The sequence below is a fragment of the Acinetobacter sp. CAU_H_29a_1 genome (assembly GCF_058599505.1).
Map to the genome: position 1 here is coordinate 1 of NZ_JBZUJB010000003.1, position 19,620 is coordinate 19,620.

General features: G+C 37.7%; 21 protein-coding genes. 9 read left to right on the top strand and 12 right to left on the bottom strand.

What is annotated here, in order from left to right:
* Window positions 1–242: 242 nt before the first annotated feature.
* The 3 genes from AC4MDD_RS18545 to AC4MDD_RS18555 form a co-directional block, all read right to left on the bottom strand.
* A complete protein-coding gene (locus tag AC4MDD_RS18545; protein WP_044110747.1) occupies window positions 243–773 on the bottom strand; it encodes a plasmid replication DNA-binding protein in 531 nt (176 codons plus the stop codon).
* A 78-nt stretch (window positions 774–851) separates the two neighbouring features.
* Window positions 852–1,781, bottom strand: a complete 930-nt coding sequence (repM, locus tag AC4MDD_RS18550; RefSeq protein ID WP_010117274.1) for a replication initiation protein RepM — start codon at window positions 1,779–1,781, stop codon at window positions 852–854.
* 581 nt (window positions 1,782–2,362) lie between these two features.
* The gene (locus tag AC4MDD_RS18555) at window positions 2,363–3,118 is read right to left on the bottom strand and encodes a hypothetical protein (RefSeq protein WP_491882653.1); all 756 of its coding nucleotides are present in this window, start codon (window positions 3,116–3,118) and stop codon (window positions 2,363–2,365) included.
* A gap of 351 nt (window positions 3,119–3,469) precedes the next feature.
* On the opposite strand from AC4MDD_RS18555, the gene AC4MDD_RS18560 reads away from it, so the two are divergent.
* A complete protein-coding gene (locus AC4MDD_RS18560) occupies window positions 3,470–4,426 on the top strand; it encodes a MobA/MobL family protein (RefSeq protein ID WP_085064994.1) in 957 nt (318 codons plus the stop codon).
* 107 nt (window positions 4,427–4,533) lie between these two features.
* On the opposite strand, the gene AC4MDD_RS18565 is transcribed toward AC4MDD_RS18560, so the two are convergent.
* Window positions 4,534–4,794: a hypothetical protein gene (locus tag AC4MDD_RS18565; protein WP_005155907.1), complete on the bottom strand. Its 261-nt coding sequence runs from the start codon at window positions 4,792–4,794 to the stop codon at window positions 4,534–4,536.
* A gap of 178 nt (window positions 4,795–4,972) precedes the next feature.
* Here AC4MDD_RS18565 and AC4MDD_RS18570 point away from each other — a divergent pair, with 178 nt between their 5' ends.
* The 3 genes from AC4MDD_RS18570 (at window position 4,973) to AC4MDD_RS18580 (ending at window position 6,627) form a co-directional block, all read left to right on the top strand.
* Window positions 4,973–5,197 carry a helix-turn-helix domain-containing protein gene (locus AC4MDD_RS18570; RefSeq protein WP_005155906.1) on the top strand — a complete coding sequence of 75 codons (225 nt, stop codon included), beginning with the start codon at window positions 4,973–4,975 and terminating at the stop codon, window positions 5,195–5,197.
* A gap of 172 nt (window positions 5,198–5,369) precedes the next feature.
* Window positions 5,370–6,263: a restriction endonuclease gene (locus AC4MDD_RS18575; protein WP_491882654.1), complete on the top strand. Its 894-nt coding sequence runs from the start codon at window positions 5,370–5,372 to the stop codon at window positions 6,261–6,263.
* The gene (locus AC4MDD_RS18580) at window positions 6,256–6,627 is read left to right on the top strand and encodes a hypothetical protein (protein WP_491882655.1); all 372 of its coding nucleotides are present in this window, start codon (window positions 6,256–6,258) and stop codon (window positions 6,625–6,627) included. The genes AC4MDD_RS18575 and AC4MDD_RS18580 overlap by 8 nt, the downstream gene beginning before the upstream one ends.
* A 44-nt stretch (window positions 6,628–6,671) precedes the next feature.
* On the opposite strand, the gene AC4MDD_RS18585 is transcribed toward AC4MDD_RS18580, so the two are convergent.
* The 6 genes from AC4MDD_RS18585 to AC4MDD_RS18610 all read right to left on the bottom strand — a co-directional run bounded on the left by AC4MDD_RS18585 (window position 6,672) and on the right by AC4MDD_RS18610 (window position 10,777).
* Window positions 6,672–6,986: a BrnA antitoxin family protein gene (locus AC4MDD_RS18585; protein ID WP_005098515.1), complete on the bottom strand. Its 315-nt coding sequence runs from the start codon at window positions 6,984–6,986 to the stop codon at window positions 6,672–6,674.
* The gene (locus AC4MDD_RS18590; protein ID WP_004884492.1) at window positions 6,973–7,260 is read right to left on the bottom strand and encodes a BrnT family toxin; all 288 of its coding nucleotides are present in this window, start codon (window positions 7,258–7,260) and stop codon (window positions 6,973–6,975) included. Before AC4MDD_RS18590 ends, AC4MDD_RS18585 begins: the two co-directional genes overlap by 14 nt.
* Before the next feature lie 351 nt (window positions 7,261–7,611).
* Window positions 7,612–9,483, bottom strand: coding sequence for a YadA family autotransporter adhesin (locus AC4MDD_RS18595; RefSeq protein WP_491882656.1), 1,872 nt, complete (start codon window positions 9,481–9,483; stop codon window positions 7,612–7,614).
* A gap of 15 nt (window positions 9,484–9,498) precedes the next feature.
* The gene (locus tag AC4MDD_RS18600) at window positions 9,499–9,945 is read right to left on the bottom strand and encodes an ESPR domain-containing protein (RefSeq protein ID WP_491882657.1); all 447 of its coding nucleotides are present in this window, start codon (window positions 9,943–9,945) and stop codon (window positions 9,499–9,501) included.
* A 254-nt stretch (window positions 9,946–10,199) separates the two neighbouring features.
* The gene (locus AC4MDD_RS18605) at window positions 10,200–10,532 is read right to left on the bottom strand and encodes a type II toxin-antitoxin system HicB family antitoxin (RefSeq protein WP_010117354.1); all 333 of its coding nucleotides are present in this window, start codon (window positions 10,530–10,532) and stop codon (window positions 10,200–10,202) included.
* The gene (locus AC4MDD_RS18610; protein WP_004812233.1) at window positions 10,529–10,777 is read right to left on the bottom strand and encodes a type II toxin-antitoxin system HicA family toxin; all 249 of its coding nucleotides are present in this window, start codon (window positions 10,775–10,777) and stop codon (window positions 10,529–10,531) included. Before AC4MDD_RS18610 ends, AC4MDD_RS18605 begins: the two co-directional genes overlap by 4 nt.
* Before the next feature lie 572 nt (window positions 10,778–11,349).
* Between AC4MDD_RS18610 and AC4MDD_RS18615 the strand changes: the two genes are divergently transcribed.
* From AC4MDD_RS18615 to AC4MDD_RS18630, 4 genes are all read left to right on the top strand, one after another.
* Entirely contained in the window at window positions 11,350–11,871 is a 522-nt protein-coding gene (locus AC4MDD_RS18615; RefSeq protein ID WP_491882649.1) for a spore coat protein U domain-containing protein, read from the top strand.
* 5 nt (window positions 11,872–11,876) lie between these two features.
* Window positions 11,877–12,638: a fimbrial biogenesis chaperone gene (locus AC4MDD_RS18620; protein WP_491882650.1), complete on the top strand. Its 762-nt coding sequence runs from the start codon at window positions 11,877–11,879 to the stop codon at window positions 12,636–12,638.
* A gap of 136 nt (window positions 12,639–12,774) precedes the next feature.
* Entirely contained in the window at window positions 12,775–15,051 is a 2,277-nt protein-coding gene (locus tag AC4MDD_RS18625) for a fimbria/pilus outer membrane usher protein (RefSeq protein WP_491882651.1), read from the top strand.
* Window positions 15,052–15,086: 35 nt separating this feature from the next.
* The gene (locus tag AC4MDD_RS18630; protein WP_491882658.1) at window positions 15,087–16,073 is read left to right on the top strand and encodes a Csu type fimbrial protein; all 987 of its coding nucleotides are present in this window, start codon (window positions 15,087–15,089) and stop codon (window positions 16,071–16,073) included.
* A 594-nt stretch (window positions 16,074–16,667) separates the two neighbouring features.
* On the opposite strand, the gene AC4MDD_RS18635 is transcribed toward AC4MDD_RS18630, so the two are convergent.
* Window positions 16,668–17,369: an IS1-like element ISPa14 family transposase gene (locus AC4MDD_RS18635; protein WP_219349264.1), complete on the bottom strand. Its 702-nt coding sequence runs from the start codon at window positions 17,367–17,369 to the stop codon at window positions 16,668–16,670.
* A gap of 368 nt (window positions 17,370–17,737) precedes the next feature.
* Complete coding sequence (locus AC4MDD_RS18640) at window positions 17,738–18,256, bottom strand: hypothetical protein (protein WP_491882652.1); 519 nt, start codon at window positions 18,254–18,256, stop codon at window positions 17,738–17,740.
* A 166-nt stretch (window positions 18,257–18,422) separates the two neighbouring features.
* Between AC4MDD_RS18640 and AC4MDD_RS18645 the strand changes: the two genes are divergently transcribed.
* A protein-coding gene (locus AC4MDD_RS18645; RefSeq protein ID WP_279747182.1) for an IS3-like element ISAcsp5 family transposase occupies window positions 18,423–19,552 on the top strand; the annotation gives its coding sequence in 2 pieces (ribosomal slippage) (window positions 18,423–18,675 and window positions 18,675–19,552; 1,131 coding nt in all).
* Window positions 19,553–19,620 lie beyond the last annotated feature (68 nt).

The following is a 19,620-nucleotide window of genomic DNA, read 5'->3' on the forward strand; positions in this document are numbered from 1 at the left end:
TATACTTCGATGTAATTTTTTGTAACAGTGGTTGTAGTAATTTTATTTTTTAAATTTTCCTAAAATTAACATAATACACCTTATACGAAATGTGTTATAATTATCTATAGAAATCAATGCTGTAGTTTCTAGTTGATAGCCCATCTTCCCCAAGATGGGTTTTTTTTATGATTTTTCACGTTCCACGCCTATTATTTGATCAATGTTCCACAACTTTGTTCATATCAGTTAAACAATCGTGGTTAATCATAGGGTCTAAAAAAACGGCTCCAAAAGCCTCTTTTCTCCGGCTCCTGTTCAACGTGCTCCGGTACGGGAATCCGCTTATTTTCCCTCTGCTCCAGAGTAGTCAATCCGTCATGTTTAGCTTCTGCTGTGTCAGGTTCGGGATCTGGTTTGACTATGCTGGGTTGCACTAATTCTTGATCGGTAAACGTAGTCATATTAGGTTTTGGGGCTTCTAATAGGCGTTGCATCGTTTCAATTTGGTTTTGATAGAAAGATTCCCGATCTTTGGCATCATCAAGCTGATTTTTCAACATGTCTATCTGCTGTCTAAGCAGTAAAACTTCTGCCGAATTTGGACTGTCTACTTTTACAGATTCTTTTACATCCTGTTTTTTGACGGGTTCCCCAAAAACACGGATTGCTTCCGCTAGATCAATCTTATTCTCAGAATTTTTACTTAAAATTCCTTTCTTTATGTTGTTGTAAATCGTTTGTCTATTGATGTTGTAGAGCTTGGAAAGTTCAAGAACTGTAAGGGTTTTCATCCTGTAAACCTATGCCTAAACTTGTAAAAATAGACTGTCTATTAGACTGTCTAATAGACAAATGATCAAGTTTAAATTTTAGGCAGATGCAAAGCCAACTTTTTGAAGATAAGGGAATAATTCTTCGAATTTTTGAGCGTCTTTAAGCATTTCTGCTATGCGGACAGCAAACTGTTCGAAGGTTTCTGTACCTTGAGAGTAAATGCTCATTTCAGATAGTCTAGAGAGCTTATTGGCAAATAGGTGACGTTGAGGATCAGTTATTTTTGAGAAAAAATCTGAGAGATTTTCATTCTTAATTTCTTTTTTCGAGGCATTTTTTTTCTGTCTAAAAGTGAACGAAAATCCTGAAATGGTACGTCCTTTCTTATGTTGTTCATACTTAGCTGTTATATCGGTTAGCTCATTTATTTGATTGAGTGCGAAATCTAAAACATAGGTTTTGAAATTGCTCATAGTTTTGTATTGGTGAGATTCAACGCCTAATTGCTGTCTAAAGATAGACAGATCAAACACAGGCGTCTTTCCTGCTGATCGCCATTGAATCAGCAATTCGTAGAGCCGAATAGCATAAGAACTGGTTAGGCGTGAAACCTGCTGTAACTCATATTTAGTAAAGTTTTCTTCTAGCCTAGTTATGAGAGGAACGATATCTTGAGTGAATCTTAAAAAGACAATGCCTGACTGAGCTTCATAACCTATTTTATCAACCCAACGGCAATGGAAACTACGATCCTTACCTGTTTTAGGATTAACGTCATGGTATGTGACATATCTATCAAAGAGGCTTTTTGACGCATCTCTAAGGACTGTATAGGCAGTATGCTTTTCAACATTGAACGTATTTATATAACTACTGGCATGTACTTCCAATAAACTATTTTCTGTTATCCCATGGCCTGTTTGTCTGGCTTCAGCAATAGCTAGAAGAATTAATCGCTGTTCAACGGTATCTAACGTATAGCTAGCCTGAATTAAGGCATTATCTTTAACGACTAATTCACTCATTTCTAATAATAAATTTTTAATTAAACTAGTCTGTAAAATAGACTATTTAAATGAGTGTGTCTATTTAAATTATTAAGGTCGATAAACCTAGCTTTAAGGTCGATAAACCTAGCTTTAAAGGTCGATAAACCTAGTTTAATGGGTCGATAAACCTAGTTTAATGGATCGATAAACCTAGTTTAATGGACTCTGAAACCATTTCGTATCAAGGCTTTCAGGCTGGTTAAAAGCATTTAAAAGCATTTAAAATAATTAAAAGCATACATCATGAAAAATTGCCCTTGGTTTTCGCTACGCTCAAACTCTATTGAATCTCGCTTTCGCTCGATTCGTCGGGGCAATTTTTTGGTTAAAGTTTCCGTGAATTAGCAAAAAGCAAAAACAACTCGGAATTCGCTTTGCTCATAGAGCTTTTTTACTCGCTACGCTCGGTCTAGGCTCAATTTTCTGCATGTGATTTACGCTTATTTAGGCTTCACAGCCTAAAAAGCGGTTTTTCAGAGAGTCTAGGCGCGAATTTTGATTGTGTCGCTCGTAGACACTCGCTCAACTATGGGGACTCTAAGTTGAAATAATCAGGACTATTCATGTTTATGTTGGTGTTTTTCAATTTCTATCGTTGATAGTTTCTTATGATTACTTTCCCAAGTTGATAGGCCTTCAAGAACATCAAGAAATAAATTTTGTCGTTTAAAAAAATTGTTGTTCTGTTCAGTAATCTCTTTAAATATTTTACTTGTTCTTACGCTATATGCGAATTGAGTGTTATTGACAATTCTATTGGTGATTTGATCTGATGTTTCCGAACTAATATCAATATTCAATTTTTTAAAGGCTGCTAATACTGCACCACCTAATTCATATTTGCGTCTGTTTTCCTCATTACGCTTGATTTGTGCTTCGGTAAGGGTTTTCCTCGATTTGTTTAGAACTTCGCGTTTATGCTCATTTTCGAGGCGTATACGGTCATTGAGAACCGCCTTATGGATTTTTTGATAAGACTCTAAGGCTCGCTCTAGTCTAAACCAGGTGTCTCGATCCTGATCTTGTTGGGCCAAACTTAAAATTTCAACTTCATTGTCCATTAGTTTTTGTTGGTTATGTGCTTTGAGTTTGATCTGTTCAAGTAAGATTTGGCGTTGTTGATATAGCACTCTATAGCGATCTACAGTTTTAAACTTTTTGAATATCTCTTCATCAAATTTTTCTGTAGATAATAATGACCTCAAAATATGAGATTGGATTTCTGTGAGGAACGGTAATTTTTCTAAAAACTGCTGCAATTGAATCAGATCTTCATTTGATAAAACTTTAGCAGGACGACCTCGTTTCACCATGATCAGCACCCCAAAAAAACACATGAATCAGATATCAGTAGAGTAGCATATGGCGGCATGAATAAATTAAATAAAATGTGGGAACATTTTATTTAATTTATTAGCTCGTTTCCGTGTTTCTAATTCGATATAATTACTAACGCAATTATATCGAATTAGAAACACTTCTCCTCGTGCTCCGCAGGCCATTAGAGACGTAAGTTATTGATTTGTATCTATCAGAGTACTGTTGCTGCATTTTTGACATTTGTTTCTGCAATAGCGATCTACCGTTACAACATCAAAAATGTGTGTTGCTGCAAAAAAAGTGTCGTTACAACATCAAAAATAACGTGAGGGCTAGACGCAAATATGTTCTTCTGTAATCTTGAACACAACAGTAAAAATCCGCCCCAAAAAGGTGGTAAAAATAACAAGCCTAGAACGGCCAAAGAGCGCTTTCACTACATCACTCGAACTGCACAATTTGCACAACATAAAGATCATGTTCATGAACAACTTGAGTTTGTTTGCTCAGGTAATATGCCGAGCTTTGCCGAGGGGAATCCGGAAGAATTTTGGCAGGCCTCGGATCTGTATGAACGCAAAAATGGTCGAGTCTGTTCAAGTTTGGTGGTGGCATTACCAAAAGAGCTTACATCGGAACAACGTATCGAATTGGCAGAGCAGTTTATTCAAGAGTTTGCTGACCGTTATCAATATCCTTATAGCTGTGCTATCCATCATCATGTTGGTAGTCTAGGTGGTCAAGAACAACCCCATTTGCATCTGATTTATAGTGAACGCCATGTGGATGGAATAGAGCGAACACCTGAGCAGTTTTTTAAGCGTTATAACCCTGAACAGCCAGAGAAAGGGGGCGCTCAGAAATTAACAGCCGATGTATTAGGGATGGGCAAAGCACAATTGCAGTTGTACCGACAAAAAACTGAAGAACTCATTAATGACAGCTTACAGCGTTATGCACCGACCAAAGTGCTTGAAATTAGAGGGCTAAAGGTAGAGGTTCCGAATGAGGTGAGTTGTCTATCCAATGAGGATTACAATAAAAAATACGATACTAATCTGCAAGATGTGCCGATGATGAATAAGGCACTGCGGTTTGCCAAAGAAAGTGATCCAGTTCGCTATCAGCAAAAACAGGACATGATTGTAGAAATTAATCGGTTGAGAGCTGAAAATCGTTATGAGCTGTACAAACCCTATTATGAGGTAGAATTGAATAAGCAAAAGTTACTAGAGCAAGAAAAGCAGAAACAGACACAAGAAAAAACGAAAGGATTTGATGGTCCTCGTTTTGGATTTTGATAGAGCGTTCAAAAATCTGTGACAGGTAAACTGACTGTAGGACTGTAAATTGTGTAATGGTCCTTTAAAAGGACCATTCAGGGAGTCTAGCTATTCAATTAACAGTCTCAAAATTGCATAAATGCTCCATCAGGAAAGAATGCTAAAAAAGCGCGTTTAACGTCTTCGTAATCATCATCTATATGTTGATCAAGATGATGCTGCGTCCATACCAATGTTGCTTCTCGATCGTCAAAACATTTATTAACGTTTAAAAATAAACTCAGATTGTTCGATCTATTAATTGAGAGCTCTTTAATGAGTTGAGTTCCAATTTTTCTAGAATTTTCAGAAAGGTATAAATGATTAATCAAGTTTAAATTACCCATTGTTATGCCTCATTTTAAGAAGAAATAATTAAAAACACCTTCTTCATATGTCCTGAAAGAAGGATATGGGAATATTTAAACACATAAATAGTGTGTTAATCACATTATTTATGTGTTTAAATGTAAGTAAATGATATGTGCTATACTTTTCCATCAGAACAATTCTGCTTTTTAAACTATGCCTTACGAAGAATTTCAAAGACTTATAGGTAAGTCTGGCCTTTCTATTAAAGAATTTGCAGCGCTTTTAGATATGAACGCGAACTCCATTACCAACTATAAAAAGAACGGTAAAGTGCCCACTACGATTGCAGTAATTGCGGTCATAATTTCAGATATGAAGGATGATGGTCTGGACTTTTATCCAATTTTTGAGAAAGTTCGAGCTTATCGTGATCAATAGAGTATTTGATGTGAACCCAATTAAAGATTTAATTGGGTTCTAACACGTGCATTTCGTAGAAGAGATTTTATGTTAAGTAAAAGACACCTTTTATAATTTGGACTGCCACTACTCACCTAGAAAAATTTCGCTTATTCTTTTCTAAATAATTATGTTTAAAGAGTTAATATTAATGACAACGGTAACTAATTTTTTTAAAAAACGAATTGTTCATTTATGCAAGAATGAAGAATGGTTTAAAAATGATTTTGACTTTTATTATTTAGCTAAAGGTACTGTGGACCCAGAGACACTTTCTGATCATTTAGAATTTATTAATCAACAATTTATGAAAAGTGTAATTTGTTTTTATATTAAATCAGAGGGCTATTTAGATAAATTAAAATTGAGAAATAAACAATTGATTTATCGTGATCACTATGGAGATTTAATTGAATCTGATTGGGAAAAAGAAGTTAATTTGTTTACTAAGAATAGAATATTAAAAATTCAAACTTATTTAGATCTAAAAATTCCTGCTGCTTTGAAAGCAGAAATGGAGAGAAGTCCATCTTGGAATGAGTTTTATGGTGATAATTTCAACTTCATAGTTAAAACAATAAAAGAATATGTTGAAAAAGAAGTTGATTATGATCGATGTGAAAATACAGAAAATGTAGAAGAATATGATGATGAAGTAGCTCAAAATTTTAATATAGATCCTTATGAATATGAAAAACTGATAGCAGAAATTTTTGAGAATCTTGGTTGGACAACTTTTAATACGCCTAAAAGTGGTGATCAAGGCGCAGATATTGTTATGCAAAAAGAAGGATTTACTTATGTAGTTCAATGTAAGTTATATGGTCAGCCTGTTGGAAATAAAGCAGTTCAAGAAGTTAGTTCAGCTAAAGCTTATTATGAGGCTGTTGGCTCAGTTGTTGTTACTAATAATGATTATACAAAGTCAGCTCGTCAGTTAGCTGAATCCCAGAATGTTTGGTTATTACATGATAGTCAATTGGTTGAGTGGAATAGTTTGGTAGATGAGATTATAGCTAAGGTAAAAGAAAGTGTTAATGAATAAGATTTTTTCAAATATTTATTTGTTTTTATTTATTGGTATATGTGCTGCAATTTTATCCTTTCTATATAGCTGTATTACACAAAATTGGGATTGGTTTTCTAGATCCGGATCTATTGTCACTATGACGGGAATAATTTTGACAGGAAGACCTGTATTTAGAATGGGAGTTGAGAAGTATATAGAATCGCAGAATATCATTGATTGTGGATCGATATTAGGAAATACAGATAAGGAAAAGGAAGCAAAGAAGCAATTAAAATTGGATGTTTGGGGACTATATATTGGTTGTTTTACAACAATATTGGGTACTTTGATTTGGGGGTATGGGGATCTTCTTAGTGAAGTTTCACTAAAATTAACATAATACACCTTATGCGAAGTCAAAAATGGGAGCTTAAGCTCCCATTTTTACTGATGATTTTTTAATTCTTTGAGCATAGCATCCCGCAAAATTTCATTCATTCGTGTTTGATAGCCTTTGCCTTGAGCTTTAAACCATGCAAGTACATCAGCATCTAAACGAATGGAAGTCTGTTGCTTCACTGGGCGATAGAATTGATTATGGCGTACAGCATTGCTCCAGTCGGTAATTTCAGGCATATCTGAGAGATCTAGCTGATCGTCAGGAACCGTTCCCTTAGCAAGCAATCGTTGAATTTCAGCATCTTGCTTGTCACTGAATTTTTCATTCAGTTCTTTGCGTGAGTATCTAACCATGCTCATATCTATCTCGCTCCGCTTTGGTGACTTGCCTTGCACTAATGATTCGTATGATTTCACAGTCATCTTCATCAAAGATGGTGTGAGCTACTAAGAGCATTAGTACGCCTTTTACTTTTCCAATGGTTTGCCAACGTTCTTCACCATCGGTATGTCTGTCTTGGATTGAGATCCTTAATGGATCATCAAAAACAAGGCTTGCTGTTTCGAAAGAGACATCGTGCTTTTTCTGATTCTTTCGATTCTTTGCCTCATCCCATTCGAAATACTGTTCCATAAAAAACATTCAAATTTGTATATACAATAATGTATCACAAAATTGTATCACTCAAGCTGAAAAGCGTAATTTTTAGTCAGATTTATTGGCAAGAACTATCAAAACTGTTCATAAAAAAGCCGACTTGTTTCCAAGTCGGTTTTTTAGGTTTTGCGTCCCAATTTTTTATAGCATAACTTTTTGAAATATAAAACTATTTTTATATGCATTTCGTATAAGCTCTATTATGTTAAGTAGGGGACTCAAAGCTCTTTCTAAGAGTTGGTATCGTGGTAATACTTCTCGAGTGCATAAGAGAATTAGCTTAATAAAACACACAAAAATAATTTACAGTCTCGTGGGACCACCTCTTTATTTCCAAGAATAAGAAACACCAGCGCCAACTGCCGTTGTGTTTCCATTATTAAAACCTGATGAGAATGCCCCCTTAACAGCAACTCCATTTTCAAAATAGTGACTTGCTCCTACTGCGATTGCAGATTGGCTATCAAAATGCCCCATACCCAGACCTACAGTTGATGCACCTTGCTCAGAAGGCATTGGAATATTTGTCATTGCAGTAATACCAGCTATACCTTGTGCAGCAATTTCACGATTTTTACGAACATCATGATTAGTTTGGTCTATACGATTTGAAGTATCTCTAAAGTTATTTTCTAAATCTAAAACCTTAGTATCTGTATAGGCTTTGGCATCAGTTAGTACTTTAGCGTTTCCGTCCTTCATCTGCTTCACATTTACCGCATCCGTATCTTCAATACCAGCTGCAACATGGATTATTTGGCGTTCTTTACCTGATGCTCCAACCGATACACTATTATCTCGAGTTGAAGCAGAATTGTTCCCTAAAACTACTGAGTTCTTAGCTGAGGTATTGACGTTATTTCCTACCACAAAGCTATTATCGCTATTTATTGTATTGTCATTACCAACTGCGTAACTTCCATTTCCTTGAACTAGATTTGGATCCCCAAATGCTCCAGATTTGTTGCCTTCGACAGTGTTTCCTTTACCCACAACCGTATTTGATTCGCCCTTTGCAGAGGCTCCAGATCCTAAAACTGTGTTGTTATCACCATCTGCTACAGCACCATCACCTAAAGCTGTTGCACCAGTACCAGTTGCTTTTGCGCCAGTCGAAGTAGTAGTGGGATTAGCATCTAGATACGGACTATTACCACTTTGACTTGTTAGCCAGTCTTGTGCAGTTCCGTTATATCCATTATCGACGGCTACTTCATATGCACTCTTTCCTTGAGCCCCTGTAGCGCCTACATCACCTTTATCACCCTTAACACCTTGTGCTCCCTGAGCTCCTGTAGCGCCTACGTCACCTTTATCGCCCTTAACACCTTGTGCACCCTGAGCCCCTGTAGCGCCTACATCACCTTTATCGCCCTTAACACCTTGTGCACCTTGAGCTCCTGTAGCGCCTACGTCACCTTTATCGCCCTTAACACCTTGTGCACCCTGAGCTCCTGTAGCACCTACGTCACCTTTATCGCCCTTAACACCTTGTGCACCCTGAGCTCCTGTAGCGCCTACGTCACCTTTATCGCCCTTAACACCTTGTGCACCCTGAGCTCCTGTAGCACCTACGTCACCTTTATCGCCCTTAACACCTTGTGCACCCTGAGCTCCTGTAGCACCTACGTCACCTTTATCACCCTTAACACCTTGTGCACCCTGAGCTCCTGTAGCGCCTACGTCACCTTTATCGCCCTTAAGTGAAGCCAGCCATTGTGACTGCGAACCTGTATAACCATTATCAACTGCAATATCATATGCACTTTTACCGTCAGCTCCACCACCCCCTGGTAAAGCATCAATTTGGCCCTGTAGGCTTGTGAGTTTTGTATTTACTGCAGTAAACGCATTACCAATATTTGTATAGTTTGAACCTTGTATCGTATATGTTGGTCCAGTAAATATTCCTCCACTAAAGCCAGCACCCCCACCAAAGACATTTGCTAATGAATTCAGTTGGCCAAAATTCACAGCATCGTTAGCAGATGTACCATTTAACAGGTTGGTAATTTTATTACTATTGAAAGAAACTGTTCCATTACCAGCGCCACTTAATGAATCCTTAGACGTAATACCACCTGAGCCAACTTTTAAAGTATCCGCATTAATTGTTACTTCAAAATCGGGTGGTGTTTCAAAAAGTATGCTAGTTAATTCTGTCAATAGAGAAATTGAAAATAAGTAAATTAAATTCACTATATTTTTAATGCTTTATGAGATTTCAATTGTGGTTAAAATATAATCAGCATACTTTTTGAAACACCACCCAAAATCGTCATTCAGAATTTTGCTATCTGATATAGGTGAATTGTTAAAACAGTTTAGAGATCCCCAATACTGCTGACTTACAATTGAATTATTGTGAGTGATTGCTCCAATACCAGGACTTGTATTTGACCCTTTAGCTCCACAAACTATTATTTGTTCGGCAAGAACCTGCTGAGTCATTAAAGTAATCGTTGATAAACTTAAAGTGATGATAATTGGTTTCAAAGGATATTTATTTTTAAGAGTACAGACTAAAAGCTCTTGTAAAGTCTCATTGATTTCAACAATACCTTCACTCTTGCTTGCCTTACCGATACTTTTAGTATTCTCTGATACAACGACCACACATCCCAGAGATTTACTCAAAATCTTTTTAAAGATACGATTCACATTATTCCCTTTTTGTTTATATAAGCACAAAAATTATACATTTTATTAAATAGGGTGTATTGACATTTTTAGCTTAAAAATAGACAAGTCGTAAAATCGAATCACCAAACCTTGTTATGGAAATACTTATAAGAATTAATAAGTATTTCTAAAATTAACATAATACACCTTATACGAAACTAAAAATGGGAGCTATAAGCTCCCATTTTTGCTGAGTTTTTCAATTTTTAGGTAGTAGCCTAGGCTTCAATAAATTACGCACCTAAACGCATTAACTTTTCTTGAATCGCATCACTGACAAAGGCATTTAGAGAATTACTTGATGCTAAAACTGCCTTACGGTGCAATTCAGGGCTAATACGGACATTAAAAGTTCCTTTGAATGGTTGATCAGGAGATTTTCCTAGTTCAGCACATGATTCTAAATAGCCGTCTACAGACTCCTGAAAAGCTTGCTCAAGAGCTTTTAAAGTTTCTGCTTCATAGGTGATAAGATCACGAATAAAAGCGAGTTTTCCAAATAACTCACCTGTTTCAAGATCGGGTTCAATTGTGCCGAGATAACCTTTGTATTTTAAATAGCTCATAAAAATCCCTCCTGCTTGAGTGCTTGTTTTACAGCTTTCAATGCCCCACCTTTGATTTCATTTTCAGGGTGTGGTCTATGCAGTAAAATCATATGTTCAGTTTTTTCATTAAAAAACCGAACACGAGAGCCTGCCATTTCAAATTTTTCATAGCCGAGCTGGCTCAGTAAAACGACTAAATCTTTATATGGAAACGTATTTTTTGAATTTCCAAATTTTTCCAATAACTTTTCCGTTTTACCCATATGCTAGCCCTACTCAGTTACGACTAAGTATAGTCCCCTGAAATTAAAAAATGCAACTAAATTTAGTTGCATTTCATATAGCCGCCATTATGTTAAGTAGGGGACTCAAAGCTCTTTCTAAGAGTTGGTATCGTGGTAATACTTCTCGAGTGCATAAGAGAATTAGCTTAATAAAATACACAAAAATAATTTACAGTCTCAAGCTAAATTTTAATTAAACACGTTTCAACCCCATGATATGACGCACCATATCGTTAATGTACTGTTTTGTTTCGTCATCTTGAGAACTTAGCCAAGTTCAATCCAAAACGCTATTTACGAAAAGGATCATCAAAATAGTCTTTCAACATTGAAATTATTAAGATCAATATAATTATGAAACAAATAATAATTCCAATAATATAGATATCCATAAGCTTAACCAAACGGTTTTAAATTATTTAACAAACATCTGCTTATATTGGACTTACTAGTATACTTATGTAATAATGTGTTAACAAAGTTAATGATTTATAATGTGTTAACAAAGTTAATGATTTATAAATATAATTTACATATTTAAGAGGAACACCATGAAATTTAATAAATCCCTACTTACTGCTGCCCTACTTACTGCTGGTTCTTTAACTGTTGCTAATGCAGGACCTATTACAACTGATCAGTTTGATGTTTTACTGACAGTTGATAGTGTCTGTGCCATCGTGACAGGCGCTACTCAAGATATCAATCTTGGTAATGTTGCAGCGGGTGAAGCACAAATGCCTGCTTTCACTAAGACTGGCTCAACAACAATTACAACAAACTGTTCTAAAGGTGCTACGGCTAAAATTACACTTAAACCTGTTTCAACTAACAGCACTGATGGTACTGGTAAATTGTTGGGCGGTACCGATGGAGTTGAAGGAGTTGCTTATAAATTAACTTCTGTTTCAAAAGATGGTGATGCTTGGGGCACTACTATTCCAGTAACAACCGCCGCTGCTGCTAACTATGCAACTGGTATTGCTACCACCGTTTATGCCACTGTAACTGATACTGCAGACGTTACACCTGGTACCTATAAAGATACTGTAAATGTTTCAGTAACTTTCTAATCTGAATGTTAAGTCTCTGGATACGCCGTGTTGCGATACACGGTATTTTATCTGGTTTGCTGTTATCAGGTAATACAGCAATGGCGAGTGGCCTTCAGGTCTCTCCCATTTCTCTCAGCTTGCAAGCCAAACAAAATGCCAGTGGCCTGACGCTAAGTAATACTGGTGACAGTGTGGTAAACGCGCAAGTGCGTGTGTACCACTGGTCTCAGAATGAAGAAGGCGATCAACTCACCGCATCACGAGGATTATTGGCCAGTCCGCCAATGATTAAACTACAACCGGGTGAAAAACAACTTATTCGAGTTATCCGTGCCTCCGCTCCACCAAGTGGTGTGGGCGCTGTAGAAGACGCTTATCGACTATCGATTGATGAAATACCAGTTCAATCTACTGAAGAAAAGACAGGTATACAGTTTGCGTTAAGTTATTCACTACCGGTATTTGTCCAGCCTATAGGGGTTAAACAAACCTCTCCAAAGCTGCAATGGAAGTACACTGTGCAACCGGGTGGTAATCAGGTTGTTATGCGTGTTAGCAATAGTGGTGATGGGCGTGCGCAATTGGCAAAACTCAGCATTGATGATGCCGCTGGCAAAAATATTGAAATAACACCGGGCTTACTGGGTTATGTGTTACCGGGTGCAACCATGCAATGGACCCTCAAAGTACCGCCAAATGAATTAAAAAATAGCGGTAAAATTAAGGTGATGATTAATGGAACTGACACAACTCAAGACGTTACGTTGGACAGTCCCACTCGCTAAACTAATTCTTCTGCAAAGTGTTGTTATTTCTGTCAGTTATGCTGTAACTCCTATTCCTGCACCTACTCCTGTCAGCCTGCCAGATACTAGATTTACCCAACTCGACCTCGATGAGGATGCGAGTCAGACGCATGGCTTGGATTTATATCTAGACGTGACTCTCAATGGCGCTAGTGCAGGCTTAGCTCATTTTGACTATCGTGATGGTCAACTGTGGGCGAGTATTGCCGTATTACAGCAGCTTGGCTTTATCGTGCCTCCTGGAACTACAGACCCAGTACCGCTAAATAGCTTTGCCAATATCAAGGTCGACTATAACGCTCGTATGCAATCCGTCGCTATCGTTGCTCCCTTAAGCACTCTCAACCTAAACACTACGGTTTTAAATAATCGTGATAGCCGACGCACTCAAGCTAGCTCATCGCCTGGGGTATTATTAAATTATAACTTCTATGGTTCACAGTCAGAGAATAACTCAACCAGTCTAAGCGCCTTTACCGAAGTGCGCGCCTTTAATGCTAATGGTGTTTTAAGCTCAACTGCACTAACCACAGGCAATAGATTTTCTAATAACAGTGTTGATAACGGTAATAAAAACCGTGATTGGGACAGTCGTACTATTCGTTTAGATACCAGTTGGAGCCAGTCCTTTCCAGACAAACTCATAACCGTACGTGCGGGTGATATCCTCACGGGCGCGCTATCATGGACACGGTCTACGCGCTTAGGTGGTCTACAAATTGGTAGCAATTTTGATTTGCAACCTTATATGACGACTACGCCACTCCCTGCATTCTTTGGTTCAGCAACACTACCTTCTGCGGTGGAGCTCTATGTGAATGGCCTCAAACAATATAGTGGTGAGGTTCCTGCTGGCCCATTTGAGTTAAATACAGCCCCTAGCATCAGCGGTGCAGGCAATGCTCAGCTGGTATTAACTGATGCGTTAGGTCAAAGCTCTACCGTTAACTTCTCGCTTTATGATACTCATCGTTTGCTGCAGCCAGGGCTTTCTGATTGGTCTATCGAGCTCGGTACCGTACGTGAAAACTATGGCATCAAATCCTTCGATTACGGCAATGATATCGCTGTCAGTGGTACCTGGCGTTATGGGGTGAATAACCGCTTTACCGCTGAGACCCATGCCGAAGCGACTAAAGACCTTACTAATGCAGGCGTTGGTGGGACATGGGTCTTAGGCGGTCCGGGGGGAGTCTTGTTTGCCTCATTAGCTGGCAGTGAGACCCAAGGCCAAAGCGGTATGCAATATAGTGGCAGCTATTTGTGGAACAATAACCGCTTCAATATTGGTCTTAATACATTAGGTACCAGCGGCGATTATCGTGATGTGGCGACTCAATACGGATCAAGCGCCATACGTCAAAGCAATCAAATCTCAACAGGTTATAGTACTCAGTCCTTAGGTAGTTTTGGAGTGAGTTATAACGAGGTGGACTATGCTGAAGATGACACTGCAAAATTTGCCAGCGCCTATTGGAGTAAATCTTTTGGTCGACGATTCAACCTAAATGTGAACCTCAATCAAGATATCAATGATTCCGCGAATAGCAGTGCCTCAATCGGCGCCTCATTTTCGTTGGATCGTAATATCTCGTTTAACAGTAGTGTGCAGCACACAGATAGTCGCGATGATTTTATTGCTGATGTATCACAATCAGTTCCTAGTGCCGGTGGTTTAGGATGGCGCGCTCAGGCTAGGCACAGTGAGGGTGGAAATGGTAAAAATAACAGTGGCGGACTCGCTGAGCTAAATTATCTCGGCCGCTATGGTCAAGTACAAGCGGGCGTCAGTAGTTACGATGGTGACTACGCTACTTACGCCAGTAGCACAGGCTCAATAGTCATGATGGGCGGTGGCTTATTCGCCGCCCGCCAAATCAACGATGGATTTGCCGTGGTCTCCACTGATGGCATTGCAGATGTGCCAGTACTATTACAAAACAACCTTATCGGCACCACTAATAGTCGTGGCCTCCTATTGATATCGCCGCTAAACGCTTACCAAGATAATAAGATTGGCATTGATCCGATGGACTTACCTGCTGATCTGCGTATCGACAAGGTAGCGGCTCAGGCAACCCCAACCGATCGCGCTGGTACAGTAGTCAGTTTCAAACTTGTTCCGGTACGCTCAGCATCTATTATTCTAGTAGATAGTGTGAACCAACCGTTGGCTATTGGCAGTCAAGTACGCCTAGTGACACAGAAACACTTGCCATCAGCTATCGTGGGCTTCGACGGTGAGGTCTACCTAGATACGTTAGATGATCACAATGTACTAGAGGTACTCACGCCCTCTGGTGATAGTTGTCAAGTCAGCTTTGATCACCAAAAACAAGGTGATGGCATTCCGCTTATTGGTCCATTTACTTGTCAGAAGGTAGAAGAATAGTGAATTTATTTCGGTGGTATTATAGTCCTTTTTTGATGTTAGGTGCGTTTTGGATAACAGTAGGCAACGCAAATGCTGCAGCGACTTGTAGTGCAAGTATGAGTGCAGGCGCTGTAAATATTGGAAATAGCCTAACTTCAGATAATGTCGATAGTGAAAGTATTACTGCGACTTTGAATTATAAATGTAGTAATGGCGCTGGTAGAAGATACGTCTCAATCTGTCTTGCCGTTGATGGTGGCGATGTTGCAAGTGAGGTTAACCCACGCTATATGAAAAATAGTGGAACTAATACTCCTCGCTTAGCATTTACTATGCTAAAGCCTGATCAAACTCTTTGGGGTACTCGTTCCCTTTCTACTGGGGTTAATTCAGAATATGTTGCCTTACACGATATACCTGCAAACTCATCTATATCAATAGATGTACCCATAAAGATAGCCTTGTTGCCAAACTATAATAATGCTCTTGCCACTCCAGGAGTTTATACCAACACCTTCGATGGTGGTCATACTGCACTAACTTATAAACAATCTGATTCTTCTAACTTCACTTATTGTACATCAGGTAATACACTAGACAGAAACCGATTTCCTTTTATAGTCCAAGCTACTATAGTTAATAGTTGTAAAATCACTACTAAGAACGATGTAAACTTAGGTAGCCGTCCAGCAAGTGATACCAATATCCTTGGTAGCAACGGTAATGCTATTGGCGTAACCTGTACAAAAGATGCCCCCTATACGATTGGCTTAGCTCCATCCAACGGTAACCAAGCTGGATCGGGGGTTATGAGTGGTACTGGTAGTAATACTAACAAAGTACCTTACCAACTACGTTCAGCACCAGGCCTTAATGGGAAAATATGGGGTAATACTGCTACCTCTACTAGTACAGGAAATGGTGTGGCAGGTATTGGTACCGGATCACCCAAATCACACGAGGTATTTGTTACTGTACCGAGCGCTGATTTTAGACCAGATAATTACTCTGATACAGTAACTATCAATGTGAATTATTAGTTGCTTATTTTCCCCTAGCATAAAAAACACATCTAACAATAGTGTTTTTGAGTAATAAAGTTAAATACTAGGTAATAAATAATCATACTTAGCAATAAAGTTTCATACGAATTTTCAAAATAAAGAAAATATATTCATTATTTTCAGTATTTTGTAATTTTGGTATGAAACTTTTTTTATTTTGATAGAATTAAATTTAGACTAGCCCTGCCTATAGTATGATACTTTAATAAATACAATATAATTTTGGAACCAATAAAAACAAATGCTTATGCATAACAAAGGATGAAACTTTATTACTCTCATATAGCAATTAGAAAAAATTGCCTTTGAGGATCTGGAACTTTCAATTCCTATTCCTGATTTAGACGTAAAGCTGCATAAGGCAAAAATTGAAAAACGTATAACTGAAATTACTACAGTAGAACAGGCTGAACAGATAGATATTTCTAGCTTAGTTATCCCTGAATTTAAGTTAGATAAAACAGTTTTTGAAGATCCTGAAAATCCACAACCTGAAGAATGTCTACAAGTGGTCGATCAATTCTTTGGGGCTGTTGAATGGTGGGTGGTGTTTCAAAAAGTATGCTGACATTAAATGAAACCATTATTGATGTAAAAAAAGGTTAAGTCGAAGGCTTTAAAATGGTTTTCAATCTTTTTGGAGAAATTACAACTCTTTCTAAAACCGCGCCTAATTCTATGCCTTATTTTACAATTATTACCTTCAATACCTACGGTAAAAAACTTACCAATACTTTGCTTGCAGTTTTTAAAAGCAGTGATGAAACTGTCCCAATGATCACTTGCAATTCGGGTGTAATGAATACCTAATTGTTTAAGCTTTGTCTTCAACCGTTGGACTGTAGCTAAATCTCTCTTACCCCAAACATAAGCAACAATCTCACCTGTTTCTCGATGGTAGGCGTAAATAAGCCATTGTTTATTATTTTTATTTCCAACAAAAGTCCAGAATTCATCTACTTCGAGAGATTCATAATGACTTTGTTTAGGCTGAATTTGATAGGTCGATTCAGTTAAAGTCCGTAAAACTTTACCGATACTAATGCGCTCAACTTCAGCGATATCTCGTATACCGCTGCCTCTGACCATCAACTGTAATATTTTACGAGTAATGCCAGAATTACATCCTAGATAGCTCAGAGCATGGTCACCAATAAACTGACGTTTGCAGTCTTTGCATTGATAGTTTTGTTTCCCATCTACTTTGATGCCATTTTTCTTTATACTGTCACTGAGGCAGGTTGGACATTTGATTTCTAGAGTTATTTGCATTTCTCTATTTTATCAAAATTCAACCTGCTTTTTTTCAGCATACTTTTTGAAACACCACCGAATGGTGTTTTTGAGTAATAAAGTTAAATACTAGGTAATAAATAATCATACTTAGCAATAAAGTTTCATACGAATTTTCAAAATAAAGAAAATATATTCATTATTTTCAGTATTTTGTAATTTTGGTATGAAACTTTTTTTATTTTGATAGAATTAAATTTAGACTAGCCCTGCCTATAGTATGATACTTTAATAAATACAATATAATTTTGGAACCAATAAAAACAAATGCTTATGCATAACAAAGGATGAAACTTTATTACTCTCATATAAAAACGGCTATTAAAGCCGTTTTTTTTGTCAGAGTATTAATTATATATTTTACCGTTATCCAGTATGTTCATTTCATAAAAATTCCAACCACGTTTACTATCTTGATGAAGCTTTACAACTCTTTTCATAGAGTGAAGTTTACCATCTTCATCTTTAACGACATAAGCTAGATCACATTTAGCATTTTTAATCTTATAGCCTTCCAATTGTTGTTGATTTCGATAATATTCCTCTGGGGTTTGGGTATCTCTATCTGGAAGTTGATAATCTTGATCAGGCTTTTTGTTTAACCCCCCCCATTTATGATCACTTATACGACACGCAGTTAATCGCATTTTGACTAATTCGCCGTTGCCATCAAATGTATATTCGTGAAAAGTGTCCTCATCGTTTAAATCGGTCACATACTTATTTTGAAAGAACTGATCTTTTTGTTCTTGAAATTGATCTTGCAACAGTTCAATTGGCGGGTACTGGTTAAAAAAAGCCAGAAGTCCACAAACAACCATTACAGCAGAAAACTCAGTTATTCCTTTTTTTAATCTAGTAGTCATGTTTTCTTCTCCTTATGACCCAAAGCAAGTTTGAAAAAAACATAAAAGAAAAGACGGAACATAAAATGTGAAGAAAAGTGATGTGGGTATAGGATTTTAGACCACGCCTATAAGTGATAATCTACTCCCCAATAAGCATGGGAAATGCTTGTTTTTGGAGTCAACCATGACACGAAGAAAACGTCGTAATCATTCAGCAGAGTTTAAAGTTAAAGTTGCTCTCGCAGCAATTAAAGGCGACCACACACTCGCTGAACTTTCTACTCAATTCGACTTACATCAAAACCAAATCATCGATTGGAAAAATCAACTGCTTGAGCAATCAGTCAATATTTTTTCACGACCAACAGCACAACAAGAACCAGAGATTGACCTCAAAGCTCTACATGCCAAGATAGGACATCAGGCATTGCAAATTGATTTTTTAGAAGGTGCGCTCAGAAAAATAGGGCAGCTGAGCGGCAAAAAATGATCGATAAGACCCATCAACTTTCGGTACGACAACAATCGCAATTGATTCAAATCAATCGCAGTACGTTGTATTACAAGTCCAAAGAGATTTCATCAACTGATTTGAGTTTGATGCGTCTGATCGATGAAATTCATCTCGACTACCCCTTTATGGGCAGTCGAATGATACGAGATATGCTACAGCGTCAAGGGCATCAAATAGGTCGGCGTAAAGTCCGACGTTTAATGCGCTTGATGGGAATACATGCCTTGTATCCAAAACCCAATACCAGTAAGCCTAATCTTGCACACCGTATTTTCCCATATCTGTTGAAAAACATGGTCATCGATCACTCTAATCAAGTCTGGTGTACAGATATCACGTACATTCCTATGGCTAAAGGCTTTGTCTATCTGTGTGCAATTATAGATTGGCATAGTCGTAAAGTACTGGCTCATCGTGTATCGATCAGTATGGAAACAGACTTTTGCATAGATGCGTTGCAAGAAGCAATTGTGAAATATGGTTGTCCAGAGGTGTTTAATACAGACCAAGGCAGTCAATTCACAAGCGAGGCATTTTTGAATGAGTTAAAATTGCGAAATATCCGTATCAGTATGGATGGGAAAGGACGATGGATGGATAATGTGATGATTGAGCGTTTATGGCGCAGCGTGAAGCATGAGGAAGTCTATTTGAAGGCTTACGATACGGTTAAACAAGCGAAACAATCAATTGCTGAATATTTGGATTTTTATAACATGATACGTCCTCATTCAAGTTTGAATAAGGCAACACCGGATGAATTTTATGATCAACATTTACTAAAAGTAATGGCAGCATAATTTAAATATTTAGAGCGGATTTATCACTTATAAAACTGAATTGAGTGGTCTAATTAACGGAACCACAT